Genomic DNA, 12,604 nt, shown 5'->3' with positions numbered 1-12,604 from the left:
GGGGGCGGGGGCGGCGGCCGGGTCGGCCGCCGGCGCGGCTTCGGCGCGATGGCCGAAGATCTTGTTCATGATGCTGCTGAAGACGCTCATCCGGGTAATCCTTGCTGCTGCCGGCCCAGCACTTCTGCAAGCGGGGGTCGGCGTGCAGCAGTAACGCGCCCGCCCGCCGCGGGTTTTGCCGCGGCGGAAAGCATTCGCGAGACATTATTTCCGTCCCGCCAAGACGCATCCCTGCGCCAGAGCCAAGAAACCAAGAAAAATACTTAAGCTTGTCCGGCCCGCATCCGCTTCGCCGCCATCTCGCCGATCATCACGCAGGTGAAATGCAGGTTGGCGCGGCAGTCGGTGGGCATGATGGCGGCGTCGGCGACGCGCAGGCCTTCGATCCCGTGGACGCGCAGGTCGGGGTCGACCACGGCCATCGGGTCGCTGACGGGCGCCATGCGGCAGGTGCCGGCGGCATGCTGGATGTCGTTGCATTCGGCCAGCATCAGCGTGTCGAGCTCGTCATCCGGCAGGGCCACGGCCTGCGCGAAGGACAGCGCGGTCTCGCCGAAGCGGATATCGGTCGCGATGCCGGTCACCGCGTCGCGCTCGACGATCCTGGCCAGGCGGCGCAGCCCGTCGCGCAGCCGCAGCCGGTCGCGCGGGTCGTCCAGCATGTTCTCCTCGACCACCGGATTGGCGGCCGGGTCGGCGGAGGTCAGCCGCACCTCGCCGCGGGAGAAGGCGTTATAGACCGAGACGCCGATCGAGCCGATTGGCGCCGGGCCGCCGGCGGCGAAGCCGGTGTGGTTGAAGGCGATCATGATCATGTCGCGCTCGCCGCCCCCGCCGAGGCCGGAGCTGTAGGTCAGGCAGCAATTGGTGTGGCGGCTGTCCTGGCCATCGGCGGCATGTCCGGGCGCCAGGTGCAGGCTGGCGCGCAGGATCGGGTGGTCCATCAGCCCCTGGCCGACGCCGGGCATGTCCTGCAGCACGGGGATGCCGTGCTCGGCCAGATGACCAGCCGGGCCGAGGCCCGAGCGCATCAGGATCACCGGGCTGTGGATGGCGCCGGCGCAGAGGACAATTTCCTTTGCGGCGATCTCGACGGGGGCGTCCTCGCCCTCGAATTGGACGAGCAGGCCGCGGGCGCGCTTGCCGTCGAACAGGACGCGGTCGACCAGGGCGCCGCCGCGGATCTCGAGGTTGGGGCGGCCGCGGGCGGGCTCCAGGTAGCCGTCATTGGTGGTCACCCGCTTCCCGTCACGGCTGTTGATCGGGTAGCAGGCGACGCCCTCGCCCTGGGGGGCGTTCAGGTCGGCCTTCCAGGGATAGCCGAGGCCCAGCGCCGCATCCCGCAGCGCGCGGTCGACCGCGCCCCAGGCCGATTGCGGCGCGTGCCAGACCGGCAGCGGGCCGCCCTGGCGCTGGCCGGGGCCGGCGGCGCTTTCATTGTCGTCCTCGATCAGGTCGAAGAGCGGCAGGACATCGGCCGCGCCCCAGCCGGTGCAGCCCAGGCTCTCCCAATGGTCGAAGGCGGCCGGCACGCCGCGGATGGCGATCTGCGCATTGACCGTGGACGACCCGCCCATGGTCTTGCCGCGCCAGTAGAAGCGCGGCGCCTGGGCGCGGGTGCGGCGGGTCTCGAGGCCCGGCCATTGCCACTCGGCCTGATGCGCCGGGTCGCGCATGAAGGGAATGATGTTGGCGCTGCGCAGCGCGTGCGGCGCCTCCGCCGATCGCCAGTCGCGCCCTGCTTCGAGCAGCAGCACACGTCGAGAAGAATCCTCGGAGAGGCGGGCGGCGAGCGGGGCGCCGGCTGAGCCGGCCCCCACCACGATCACGTCATACATGCGGTCCGGCCTTATTTCTTCGCCACGTTCCAGAACAGCGGGATCGCCGAGTTCGGCAGCCCCTCCAGCACGGCGCGATAGGCGGCGGGCTGGGCGAACTGGCCGAAGGGGATGCCCAGGCCCTGCTCGTAGACGATCGCCTGGATCTGGCCGGCGATGTCGCGCTGCGCCTCGCGGGTGGGGGCGCGGGCGAAGGCCTCGTAGAGCGGCACCAGGCGCTGGTCGCACATGAAGCCGCCGGTCAGCGAGCTGGTGCAGTTGAAGGCGATGACCGAGTTGGTCAGCGGCGAGGCCAGGTCGAAGCCCAGCGCGTGGACGCCGAAGACGCTCCAGCCCTGGCGCTGGGTGCGGCGGGCCAGCACCGAGGCCCAGTCCATCACCTGCAGGTCGACCTTGAAGCCGGCCCGCGCCAGGCGGTCGGCCAGGATCTGGCTGGAGACCTTGGGCGCCTCGAGGTCGGAGGCGGTCAGCACGATCACCGGCTCGCCGGCATATTTGGTCTGCTTCAGCGCGGCGGCCGCGGCCTCGATCGAGGGATCGGCCAGGGCCTCGGCGCCCTGCAGCGTCTCGTTGGACGAGCCGCAGATGAAGAAAGCGGCACAGCGCTGCGAATAGCGGCTGTCCAGGCCAAGCCCGGCCATGACCTCGGTCTGGTCGACCAGCCGCAGCAGCACGCGGCGGATGGCCGGGTCGTTGAAGGGCGGCGAGGCGGTGTTGATGCGGTAATGGCCGGTGAACATATGCGCGCCGGTGAAGTTCATCAGCCGCAGCCGGCGGTCGCGCTCGATATTGGCCAGCAGGTCGAAGGGCGCGTACTGCATGTAGTCGATGTCGCCGGCCTGCAGCGCGGCATAGGCCGTGGCGCCATCGGGGATGACGCGGATGTCGAGGCCGTCGACCTTCACCACCTTGGCGCCGGCCAGGAAGTCGGTGGGCTCGGCGCGCGGCTTGTAGGCCTCGTTGCGGCGCAGATACATGCTGTCGCCGGTGCGGTGCCGGGCGCGGTCATAGACGAAGGGGCCGGAGCCGACGATTTCCGACACCTGGGTCGAGCCCGGGGTGGCGGCGAGGCGGGCCGGCATGATGAAGGGCGAGGGCGAGGAGGTGGTGCCGAGGGTGTCCAGCACCAGGCCGTAGCGCTCCTTCAGCACCAGGGTGAAGCTGTCGGGGCCGGTCGCCTCCAGCTTCTCGGTCACCGCCATCAGCCGGCCGCCGAGGGCGCTGCGGGTGCCCCAGCGCTTGAGCGAGGCGACCACGTCGGCCGCCGTCACCGGCGCGCCGTCATGGAAGCTCTGGCCGGGGCGCAGGGTGAAGCTCCAGGTCAGGCCGTCGTCGGAGGTGGTGTACTTGTCCACCATCTGCGGCTGCATCGTGCCCTTGCCGTCGGGCGCGAAGAGCGTGTCGAAGACCATGTAGCCGAAGGTGCGCGAGATATAGGCGCCGGTGAAATGCGGATCGAGGGTGACGATCTCCGCCTCCAGCACGACCTTCAGCGGCTGCGCGCGCAGCGGCGCCGCAGCCAGACCGACCGCCAGCGCGCCCAGCGCCAACCAGTTACCCCATCGCATCATCGTCTCACCCCGGAATGAAAGCCTGCCTGGGCTAGCAAGCCTCATGCCGGGCTGGATGACCAGACGGAAAAATCATTTTGGCCGAATGGTCGTGCGATGGAGGGGGGTGCGTTCAGCTCAGTGCGGAATGACCCGGCTGGCCACCGGCATCAGGATGGCGCCCAGCACCAGGCCGAGCAGGCCGGACAGCCCCGCGGTCACCAGCCAGCCGGCCAGGCCGCCGCCCGCCATGGCCGCCGCGTCGTGCACCGCATGCGCCGGCCAGGCCCAGCCCATCTCCTCCGCCCCGTGCAGCAGGATGCCGCCGCCGACCCAGAGCATCGCCGCGGTGCCGACGACGGCCAGCAGCTTCAGGAAATGTGGCATGCCGATCACCAGCCCGCGCCCGACCGCCTGGGTCACCGGCCGCAGCGCCCGGTCGGCGCCGGAGCCCGGGGTGGTGTCGCCCGGCGCCGGCCGCCCGCGCAGCCCCAGCAGGGTGCCGGCCGGCCGCGGATTGGCCGCCAGCGCCACGCCGACATCGTCGGCCTTCACGATCAGCGCCACGCCGCCATAGACCAGCACGGTGATGCCGATGCCGACGACCGCCAGGATCACCGCCTGCATCACCACCGAATTGGTGCCGAGCCCGGCCAGGGTCAGCGCCATGATCTCGGCCGAGAGGATGAAGTCGGTCTTGATCGCACCCTTGATCTTCTGCTCCTCCAGGGCGACGGCGTTCTCCGGCGTCACGGCCGGGGCGGCCTTGGCCTCGCTGGCGGGGCGGAAGCTCTCGATGACCTTCAGCGCGCCCTCGTAGCAGAGATAGGCGCCGCCCAGCATCAGCAGCGGCGTGATCACCCAGGGCGCGAAGAAGCTCAGCAGCAGGGCGGCCGGCAGCAGGAACAGCAGCTTGTTCTTCAGCGAGCCCAGCGCGATGCGGCCGACGATCGGCAGCTCCCGCGCCGCGGCGAAGCCCACCACGTAGCGCGGCGTGACGGCGGCGTCGTCGATGACGATGCCGATCGCCTTGGTGCCGGCCTTGGCCGATTGCGCAGCGATGTCGTCGAGCGAGGCGGCGGCGACCTTGGCCAGGGCGGCCACGTCGTCGAGCAGCGCGATCAGGCCGACGCTCATCGCCGCATCCCCCGGACAGGGGGCTGGAGCGGCCGGGGAGGGGTCAGGGGCAAGGTCGGGGCCTCATGCGCGGAAAGAGAAGGGCCATAGCCTGGGCCAGGCGGATGAAAAATCAGAAACCTGCCGCCGGGTTGCAAACCCCCGCGAGGAACCCGCCACGGCCCCGCCCCAGCCCGTGAAATTTCGATGACGCACTGGTCCGACGCCGCGCAAGCTCTAGTCTGCGCCCGCCTCCGGAAAGGATCTGGACCCGATGCGCCGCCTGCTCGCCACCACCGCCCTGATGCTCGGCAGCCTCGCTGCCGTCACCCTCCCGGGGGCCGCCTCGGCCCAGACCATCTTCCCGATCAACCGCGCCGAAATCCTGGCCGGCAGCCGCTTCGACGTGAAGGTGGAGTTCGCCGGCGTCGTCGCCCGCGACGCGCTGCGCGTCACGCTGAACGGCAAGCCGCTGGAGGACAGCTTCGGCAAGCCGGCCGAGTTCCTCGAGCGCGAGGACGGCCAGGCCGCCTCCAGCCTGGTGCTGCGCGACGCCACGCTGGCGACCCCCGGCCGCTACGTGCTGCAGGCCAGCGACGGGCAGAACACCGCTTCCGTCGCCTGGGAGGTCTATGCCGCCCCCGAGCAGCGCCGGGCGCAGAATGTCATCCTCTTCGTCGGCGACGGCATGACGGTGGCCAATGTCACCGCGGCGCGCATCCTGTCCCGCGGGATCGAGGAGGGCCGCTACCGCTCGACGCTGGCCATGGACAACCTGCCGCGGATGGCCACCGTCGGCACCTCGGGCAGCGATTCCATCGCCACCGACAGCGCCAATTCGGCGGCCGCCTACAACACCGGCCACAAGTCGGCGGTGAACGCGCTGAACGTCTATGCCTCGCGCGCGCGCGGCACGCTGGACCACCCCAAGGTCGAGACCATCGCCAGCCTGGCGCGCCGCCAGCTGGGCATGTCGGTCGGCATCGTCACCACCGCCGAGATCCAGGACGCGACGCCGGCCGCCGTCTTCGCCCATACCCGCCGCCGCAACGACTATATCCCGATCACTGACCAGCTGCTGGCCGCGGGGCCGGAAGTGGTGATGGGCGGCGGCTCGGCCTCCTTCCTGCCGCGCTCGACCCCCGGCTCGCGCCGCGCCGACGAGCGCAACATGATCGACGCCTTCCGCCAGGCCGGCTACGCCTTCGGCGACAGCGCCGAGAGCATGACGGCGGCCGCCGCCGACCCCGGCACCCGCCGGCTGCTCGGCCTGTTCAACCTGGGCAACATGGACGGCGCGCTGGACCGTTTCTATCTCCGCCGCGGCACCGTCGAGCGCTTCCCCAACCAGCCCGACCTGACCGAGCAGACCCGCGCCGCACTGCAGGTGCTGTCGCGCAACCCGGCCGGCTTCTTCCTGATGGTCGAGAGCGGCTCGATCGACAAGTTCAACCACCCGTTGGACTGGGAGCGCTCGGTCTACGAGACCATCATGCTCGACAACGCCCTGAAGGTGGCGCTGGACTGGGCGGCGAACCGCGACGACACGCTGATCGTCGTGGTCCCCGACCACAACCACGGCATGAGCATCACCGGCACGGTCGACGACAACCGCCCGGGCACCGAGATGCGCGAGAAGGTCGGCGTCTACGAGCAGGCCGGCTTCCCCAACTACCCGGCTGCCGATGCGCGCGGCTATCCGCCGCGGGTCGATGTCTCCCGCCGCCTGGCCGTGTTCTTCGCCAATTTTCCTGACTACTACGAGACCTTCCGGCCGCATCTCGAGGGCACCAATGTCCCGGCCGTGGCGCAGCAGGGCCAGGCCAACCGCTTCATGGCCAATGAGCGCTACCGCGAGGCCAATCCGGGTGGCCAGCTGCGCGAGGGCAATATCCCGCGCAGCAACGCCCAGGCGGTGCACACGGTGGACGACGTCATCCTGCGCGCCACCGGTCCGGGCAGCGAGCGTTTCCGCGGCTTCGTCGACAACACCATGGTGTTCCGCGCCATGGCCGAAGCCCTCGGCCTTGGCCGCTAATTTTTTCCTGGGGCGGCGAACGTTGTTCGCCGCCGGCCTGGCGCTGGTGGGGAAGCCCGCCAGCGCCGCGACGCCCTTGCGCTTCGACCAGCTCTACGGCGCCTGGACCGTCGAAGGGCTGCGCTTCTCCACCGAGGTCGAGAAGCTGACGGGCCAGGAGGTCGCCATGCGCGGCTTCATGGCCCCGCCGCTGAAGGCCGAGGCCGACTTCTTCGTGCTCTCGCGGGAGCCGATGGCGCTCTGCCCCTTCTGCTCCAGCAATGCCGACTGGCCGGCCGATATCGTCGTCGTCTACCTGCGCCGCCAGGCCACCCCGGTCGACGCCACCGTGCCGATCGAGACCCGCGGAAGGCTGGAGCGCGGCTCCTGGACCGACCCGGCCACCGGCTTCGTCAGCCAGCTGCGCCTGCGCGACGCGGCCTTCCGCACCGTCTGACCGAAGACCGCCCTCGATGCCCGGCCTGCCGCTTGCCTGCCGCGACCTCCGCCTCGGCTTCTCCCTGCGCGGCGGCGGCGAACGCCGGCTGCTCGACGGGGCGAGCCTGGACCTGCCGGCCGGCGCGGCGCTGGCCCTGACCGGCCCCTCCGGCAGCGGCAAGACCAGCCTGCTGCATGCCCTGGCGGGGTTGGCGCTCCCCGCCGGCGGCAGCATCCGCTGGGGGGAGGTGACGCTCTCTGCCCTGGGCGAGGCCGCCCGCGACAGCTGGCGCCGCGACCACCTCGGCTTGGTGTTCCAGGATTTTTTTCTGATTGGCGGGCTGACAGCCTTGGAAAATGTCCTGGTGCCGGCCTGGTTCGACCATGCCCGGGCGCCCGCCGCGCTGCGCGACCGCGCCGCTGCCCTGCTGGCCCGCGCCGGCATCCAGGCCCCCGGCACCCGCATCGAGGCGATGAGCCGCGGCGAGCGGCAACGCGTGGCGCTCGCCCGTGCCCTGCTGCGCGCCCCCGCCGTGCTGATCGCCGACGAGCCCACCGCCAGCCTGGACGCCGCCTCCGGCGCCGCCGCGGCCGAGCTGCTGCTGGAAGTCGCGCGGGAATCGGGGGCCACCCTGCTGCTGGCGACGCATGACCTGGCGCTCGCCGCCCGGCTGCCGCATCGCGCGACGCTGGTCGAAGGCCGGCTGGAGCGCGTGCAATGAACCCTTGGCCGATCGCCCGCGCTGCCCTGCGCCGCCGTCGCGGCACCGTGCTGGCGCTGATGCTGCTGGTGGCGCTGGCGACCGCGCTCGGGGTTGGCGTCGGGTTGCTGGAGCGCGGCCTGCGCCGTGGCGCCGCCCAGGCGGCGGAGGGCTTCGACCTGCTGGTCGGCGCCCCCGGCAGCCAGACCCAGCTGACGCTGACCGCCATCTACCTGCAGCCCGACGTGGTGCCGCTGCTGCCCGGCGCCGTGCTGCAGCGGCTGCAGGCCGACCCGGATGTCGCCTGGCTGTCGCCGATCGGCTTCGGCGACCGCTGGGGCAGCCATCCGGTGGTCGGCGTCGCCCCCGCCTTCCTGACGCTGGGCGGCCGCCGCCCGCTGGCCGAGGGGCGCATCTTCGCGGCCGAAGGCGAGGCGGTGGTCGGCCATGCCGTGCCCCTCAGGCTCGGCGAGCGCGGCGTCCCCCAGCACGGCCTGGCGCATGCCGGCGCCGAGGCGCATGGCCATGAGCATGCGGAGGCCGGCTTCAGCGTCGTCGGCCGCCTGCCGCCCACCGGCACGCCCTGGGACTGGGCCGTGCTGCTGCCGATCGAGACGGTCTGGGAGGTGCATGGCCTGGGCAATGGCCATGCCTCGGAAGAAGACCCGCCGGGCCCGCCCTGGACCGTCGACCCGCCCGGCGTGCCGGCGGTGGTGGTGGCGCCGCGCGGCATCGCCCAGGCCTATCAGCTGCGCCAGCGCTACCGGACCGATGGCGCCATGGCCTTCTTCCCGGCCGAGGTGCTGGTGTCGCTGTTCCGCGTCGGCGCCGAGATGCGGATGGTGCTGTCCGGCATGGCCGCCGCCAGCACCGGCCTGGTGCTCGCGGCGGTCTTCCTGTCTTTTGCCGGGCTGCTGGCGGTGCGGCGGCAGGAATTTGCCGTGCTGCGGGCCATCGGGGCGCCGCGGCGCTTCCTGCTGGCCGCCGTCTGGCTGGAGATGGCGGTGATCCTGGGGGTGGGCGTCGTCGCCGGCTTCCTGCTGGGCTGGCTGGGCGCGGCGCTGGCGGCCGGCGCGGTGGGGCAGGCGGCCCGCGTCAGCATCGCCGTGGCGCCGTCGCTGGCCGAGGCCGGGCTCGCTGCCGCCATCCTGGCCGCGGGGTTGCTGGCGGCGCTGTTGCCGGCGCTCTGGGCCTGGCGCCGCCCCCCGGCCGAGGGGCTGCAGGGCTAAGCCGTCTCGATCCGCCGCCAGCCGGCGACCACCCGCCGGTCCGGCAGGGCGACGGTGAACAAGAAGCCGCCGCCATCGCCGGGCTGGTCCGTGGCCCGGCTGATGGCCTCGCCCGACAGCGCGCTCAGCAGCAGGGCGCCGACGCCGCCATGCGCCACCACCGCGATGCGCCGGGCCTTGCCGGCCAGGGCCAGGACGTTGTCGAAGGCGCGCAGGATGCGCCCCTGCGCGTCGACCGCGCGTTCCCAGCCGCGGATGCTGGTCTCCGGATGGCCGAAGAACAGGTCAGCCGTCGCCTCGAATTCGGCGCGCGGCAGGTATCCGGTGGCCGAGCGGTCGTTCTCGCCGAGCTCTTCCAGCACGACCGGAACAAGGCCGCGCGCGGCGCCCAGGATCCCGGCGCCGTCGCGCGCCTTCCGCTCGGCGCTGCAGAACAGCGCATCCACCTCCAGCGCCCAGGGGGCGGCGACCGCCAGCAGCATCCGCTGCCGGCCACGTTCCGACAGCGGCCAGTCGGGCACGGCCACGCCCGGGTCGATCAGCACCTCGGGATGGGTGACGAAATGCAGCAGGCGGCGGTCAGACGTCATTGGCATAGGGGCTGATCTCGCAGGGGCGGGCAAACTCGGCCGCCAGCCGCTCGCCCAGCGCGGTCAGCCCGTCCGGCGAGGGGTCGCTCGCCAGGGTCAGCACCGGCGGCAGCCAGCCGGGCCGCGCCGGGCTGAGGCGGGCCAGCAGCGTGGCGCCGCCGCTGCCCTTGGCCGGCAGCAGCCGCTCGACCGAGAAGCCCTCCAGCCGCTCGGCGGGGACCATGCAGAACTGGCCGTGGCAGAAGATCAGCGCCTCGGTCGCCGGCGCCCGGCTGATGCGGCCGAGCAGCAGCGCCATCGCGGTGTCGGGCGATCGCGCGAATTCCAGCATCGCCTCGGCGGCCGGGCGGCGCTGCAGCGCCTCCAGCGTCGGCGGCGGGCGGGACGGGTTCTCGGCCAGCGGCACCGCATGCGCCAGCCAGTCGCGCTCCCGCGCCGAGAGGCCCTGGCGGAAGCCGGTCTCGATGGCGATGTGGCAGGCCTGGGCCAGCCGCGGCTCGCGCTGGTTGGCCGGGTTGGGGTCGCGCGCCTCGGGCCAGGTGGTCAGCGTCAGCGCCGCCGCCCCGTCGCGCCATTGGGCACGGCGCACGCCGCTGCTCTCGACGATCTGCACGGTGCCCAGCGGCCCGGCCAGGGCCGCGACGCAGGCACGGATATTGGCCCCCGCATCGGCCGACAGCCAGGCCACCGAGGAGAAGCTGATCGCCGGCAGGTCGGGCGGCGCGTCGTGCCAGACCGCGGCGCCGAGCGGCCAGAGCAGCCCCGGCACCAGCGGCGGCACCGTCGGCACGGCGATGACGGTCTGGGTATAGGCCGGGTGCGGGACGGTGCCGAAGCGCTCGGCCAGGCGGCCGCGCGGCGTGCGCCAGGGCAGGCCGACGGCGTCCAGCAGGGCGTGGATGCGGTTGCCGGGGGGCTGTGCCGGCGGCGCGGCCTCGGCCGGGCGGCGGCGCAGCCAGCTCAGCATCGCGGGGGCGGACAGGCGCGGATCATCCTGGCCATGAAACCACGCGGCGCGCGCTTCCGCCACCCGCGGGACTTTTCTCTGAGCCCCCGCGCGCCCATCCTTGGAAGGGACGGGAAGAGGAACACCAGGATGGACGCGATGCCGCGGCTGACGGAGCTTGCGCATGGCGGCGGCTGCGGCTGCAAGCTGGCGCCGGCGGTGCTGCAGGGGCTGCTGGCCGGGCAGCCGCAGGCCGGCCCTTTTTCTCAGTTGCTGGTCGGCGCGGAAACCTCGGACGATGCTGCCGTCTGGCAGGTGAATGACGAGCTGGCGGTGATGGCCACCACCGATTTCTTCATGCCGATGGTCGACGACCCGACCGATTTCGGCCGCATCGCCGCGACCAACGCGATTTCCGACATCTATGCCATGGGCGGCAAGCCGATCATGGCGCTGGCCATCCTGGGCATGCCGCTGGGCAAGCTGGCGCCGGAGCAGGTGCGGCTGATCCTGGCCGGCGGGGCGTCGATCTGCGCCGAGGCCGGCATCCCCATCGCCGGCGGCCATTCGATCGACAGCCCGGAGCCGATCTACGGCCTGGCGGTGATCGGGCTGGGCCATCCGGCGCAGGTGCGGCGCAACACCATGGCGCGGCCCGGCGACGCGCTGATCCTGACCAAGGCGCTCGGCGTCGGCGTCTACTCGGCTGCTATTAAAAAAGAAAAGCTGCCGGAGGGCGGCTATGCCGAGATGATCGCCTCGATGACGCAGCTGAACCGCGTCGGCGCCAGCCTGGCGACCGAGGAGGCCGTGCATGGCATCACCGATGTCACCGGCTTCGGCATCCTCGGCCATGGGCTGGAGCTGGCGCGGGGTTCGGGGGTCAGGCTGGCGATCGAGCTCGCGGCCCTGCCGCTGCTGCGGCATGCCGAGGCGCTGGCCCAGGCCGGCTTCATCACCGGCGCCTCGCACCGCAACTGGGACAGCTATGGCGCGGCGATCCGCCTGCCGGAGAACTGCCCGGACTGGCAGCGGCTGCTGCTGGCCGACCCGCAGACCTCGGGCGGGCTGCTGGTCAGCGTGGCGCCCGAGGCCGCCGCGGCGACGCTGGCCCGCATCCGCGCCGAGGGCTTCTCGCGCGCCGCCATCATCGGCCGCGCCGTGGCCGGCGAGCCCGGCATCGATATTCTTTGAGGACCAGCGCTTTGCCGGGCGGGGCTGCAACCGCGGCGGCCCACCCCGGCTTCTTTCCAGGACAACCCCAGGAGGGCTCGATGGCACAGGCGAGGCGGATCACCGGATGGGCGCTGCTGGCCGGGCTGGCCCTGGCGCCGGCGGCCTGGGCGCAGGGCACCACGCCCGGCGCGGCGCCGGCCTGCGAAGGCGGCAGCCAGGCGACCCCGGCCACCCCGCGGCAGGCCGGGGCGGATGCCACGGCGCCGGGCAATGCGGGCTCCACCGGCTGGAGCGGCGGCACCGGCGGGTCGCAGATCGGCACCAGCACCCAGGGCGGCAGCCCGCAATCGGCCACCTGGCAGCCGCCGACCGCGCGCGGCCTGGACCCGCTGAAGCCGCGCCCGCGCCGGGCCTGTTAATTTTTTAAATTCAGATGGTTCGGCTGCACGACTTCAGTGCCGCCGCATCTCTTCCAGCCGCAGCGTCAGCCCGTCGGCATTGAAGAAGAAACCGTCGCGGATCAGGCTGCGGTCCTCGTGCAGCTTGGCGGTCAGCGCCGCCAGGCGGGCGCGGGCGGTGTCGTCCGGCACCAGCCCCTCGCGCCCGGCGCGGTAGAAAACCACGCCATCCCAGGCGACGCCGGCGCCGATAAACAGGCGCTTCATCTCTGTCCAGCGGGTCTCGTTGCCCAGCACATGCAGCCAGGCAGCGCGCTTCGGCTCGACCGTGGCCTCGCCGATGCCCAGCAGCACGAAGAGCATGGTGAAGTCGCCGGCCTCGGCATGGGTGGCGATGATCCAGTCGTCGAAATCGGTCTCGGCCAAGGGACTACTGGGCGGGGTCATGCGGGGTCGTCCGGCGGGGAGGATGGCGGAAGAGAATGGGAGTCGAACCCACCCGGGACAGTCTCGCTGCCCCACCCGGATTTGAAGTCCGGACGCCCCACCGGGAACGTCTCTCCTCCACGCGACGGCAAGGGACCGAACAGGTCCAGCCGATGCGG

The 12,604-nt window shown here is 72.3% G+C and carries 12 protein-coding genes and 1 tRNA gene; 6 read left to right on the top strand and 7 right to left on the bottom strand.

All coding sequences use genetic code 11. The features are described from left to right. Positions 1 to 263 precede the first annotated feature (263 nt). From GVN67_RS11380 to GVN67_RS11370, 3 genes are all read right to left on the bottom strand, one after another. Positions 264 to 1,838, bottom strand: a complete 1,575-nt coding sequence (locus GVN67_RS11380) for a GMC family oxidoreductase (RefSeq protein WP_159995912.1) — start codon at positions 1,836 to 1,838, stop codon at positions 264 to 266. A gap of 11 nt (positions 1,839 to 1,849) precedes the next feature. Continuing rightward, a complete protein-coding gene (locus tag GVN67_RS11375) occupies positions 1,850 to 3,406 on the bottom strand; it encodes an ABC transporter substrate-binding protein (RefSeq protein ID WP_235035246.1) in 1,557 nt (518 codons plus the stop codon). A 120-nt stretch (positions 3,407 to 3,526) separates the two neighbouring features. Then, the gene (locus GVN67_RS11370) at positions 3,527 to 4,525 is read right to left on the bottom strand and encodes a DUF808 domain-containing protein (RefSeq protein ID WP_159995908.1); all 999 of its coding nucleotides are present in this window, start codon (positions 4,523 to 4,525) and stop codon (positions 3,527 to 3,529) included. Positions 4,526 to 4,778: 253 nt separating this feature from the next. Between GVN67_RS11370 and GVN67_RS11365 the strand changes: the two genes are divergently transcribed. Genes GVN67_RS11365 through GVN67_RS11350 form a run of 4 tightly spaced genes read left to right on the top strand, consistent with a single transcriptional unit; the run spans position 4,779 to position 8,889 of the window. After that, entirely contained in the window at positions 4,779 to 6,542 is a 1,764-nt protein-coding gene (locus GVN67_RS11365; protein WP_159995906.1) for an alkaline phosphatase, read from the top strand. Then, entirely contained in the window at positions 6,532 to 6,978 is a 447-nt protein-coding gene (locus GVN67_RS11360; RefSeq protein ID WP_159995904.1) for a hypothetical protein, read from the top strand. Before GVN67_RS11365 ends, GVN67_RS11360 begins: the two co-directional genes overlap by 11 nt. A 16-nt stretch (positions 6,979 to 6,994) precedes the next feature. Then, the gene (locus tag GVN67_RS11355) at positions 6,995 to 7,681 is read left to right on the top strand and encodes an ATP-binding cassette domain-containing protein (protein WP_159995902.1); all 687 of its coding nucleotides are present in this window, start codon (positions 6,995 to 6,997) and stop codon (positions 7,679 to 7,681) included. Continuing rightward, positions 7,678 to 8,889 (top strand): FtsX-like permease family protein, encoded by a 1,212-nt coding sequence (locus GVN67_RS11350; RefSeq protein WP_159995900.1) that lies wholly within the window; start codon positions 7,678 to 7,680, stop codon positions 8,887 to 8,889. The genes GVN67_RS11355 and GVN67_RS11350 overlap by 4 nt, the downstream gene beginning before the upstream one ends. Here the strand turns inward: GVN67_RS11350 and GVN67_RS11345 are convergent. Both GVN67_RS11345 and GVN67_RS11340 read right to left on the bottom strand, forming a co-directional pair. Further along, positions 8,886 to 9,479 (bottom strand): histidine phosphatase family protein, encoded by a 594-nt coding sequence (locus GVN67_RS11345; protein WP_159995898.1) that lies wholly within the window; start codon positions 9,477 to 9,479, stop codon positions 8,886 to 8,888. The genes GVN67_RS11350 and GVN67_RS11345 overlap by 4 nt on opposite strands. Further along, complete coding sequence (locus tag GVN67_RS11340; RefSeq protein WP_159995896.1) at positions 9,469 to 10,509, bottom strand: hypothetical protein; 1,041 nt, start codon at positions 10,507 to 10,509, stop codon at positions 9,469 to 9,471. Before GVN67_RS11340 ends, GVN67_RS11345 begins: the two co-directional genes overlap by 11 nt. A gap of 66 nt (positions 10,510 to 10,575) precedes the next feature. On the opposite strand from GVN67_RS11340, the gene selD reads away from it, so the two are divergent. Both selD and GVN67_RS11330 read left to right on the top strand, forming a co-directional pair. Further along, complete coding sequence (selD, locus tag GVN67_RS11335; RefSeq protein ID WP_159995894.1) at positions 10,576 to 11,619, top strand: selenide, water dikinase SelD; 1,044 nt, start codon at positions 10,576 to 10,578, stop codon at positions 11,617 to 11,619. 80 nt (positions 11,620 to 11,699) lie between these two features. After that, positions 11,700 to 12,020 (top strand): hypothetical protein, encoded by a 321-nt coding sequence (locus GVN67_RS11330; protein WP_159995892.1) that lies wholly within the window; start codon positions 11,700 to 11,702, stop codon positions 12,018 to 12,020. Positions 12,021 to 12,053: 33 nt separating this feature from the next. Here the strand turns inward: GVN67_RS11330 and GVN67_RS11325 are convergent, their stop codons facing one another. Both GVN67_RS11325 and GVN67_RS11320 read right to left on the bottom strand, forming a co-directional pair. Next, positions 12,054 to 12,446, bottom strand: a complete 393-nt coding sequence (locus GVN67_RS11325) for a hypothetical protein (protein ID WP_159995890.1) — start codon at positions 12,444 to 12,446, stop codon at positions 12,054 to 12,056. Positions 12,447 to 12,469: 23 nt separating this feature from the next. Beyond that, positions 12,470 to 12,565, bottom strand: a tRNA-Sec gene (locus GVN67_RS11320). Positions 12,566 to 12,604: the final 39 nt, after the last annotated feature.

The organism is Roseomonas sp. 18066 (assembly GCF_902706185.1).
GTDB lineage: Bacteria > Pseudomonadota > Alphaproteobacteria > Acetobacterales > Acetobacteraceae > Pseudoroseomonas.
The sequence above is the reverse complement of the archived record's forward strand: the minus strand, read 5'-3'. Positions and strand labels throughout refer to the sequence as shown.

Excerpts from the sequence above, each read along its gene's own strand:
- GVN67_RS11380 (WP_159995912.1), bottom strand. The coding sequence starts at position 1,838 with ATGTATGACGTGATCGTGGTGGGGGCCGGCTCAGCCGGCGCCCCGCTC.
- GVN67_RS11375 (WP_235035246.1), bottom strand. The coding sequence starts at position 3,406 with ATGCGATGGGGTAACTGGTTGGCGCTGGGCGCGCTGGCGGTCGGTCTG.
- GVN67_RS11370 (WP_159995908.1), bottom strand. The coding sequence starts at position 4,525 with ATGAGCGTCGGCCTGATCGCGCTGCTCGACGACGTGGCCGCCCTGGCC.
- GVN67_RS11365 (WP_159995906.1), top strand. The coding sequence starts at position 4,779 with ATGCGCCGCCTGCTCGCCACCACCGCCCTGATGCTCGGCAGCCTCGCT.
- GVN67_RS11355 (WP_159995902.1), top strand. The coding sequence starts at position 6,995 with ATGCCCGGCCTGCCGCTTGCCTGCCGCGACCTCCGCCTCGGCTTCTCC.
- GVN67_RS11350 (WP_159995900.1), top strand. The coding sequence starts at position 7,678 with ATGAACCCTTGGCCGATCGCCCGCGCTGCCCTGCGCCGCCGTCGCGGC.
- GVN67_RS11345 (WP_159995898.1), bottom strand. The coding sequence starts at position 9,479 with ATGACGTCTGACCGCCGCCTGCTGCATTTCGTCACCCATCCCGAGGTG.
- selD (WP_159995894.1), top strand. The coding sequence starts at position 10,576 with ATGGACGCGATGCCGCGGCTGACGGAGCTTGCGCATGGCGGCGGCTGC.
- GVN67_RS11330 (WP_159995892.1), top strand. The coding sequence starts at position 11,700 with ATGGCACAGGCGAGGCGGATCACCGGATGGGCGCTGCTGGCCGGGCTG.
- GVN67_RS11325 (WP_159995890.1), bottom strand. The coding sequence starts at position 12,446 with ATGACCCCGCCCAGTAGTCCCTTGGCCGAGACCGATTTCGACGACTGG.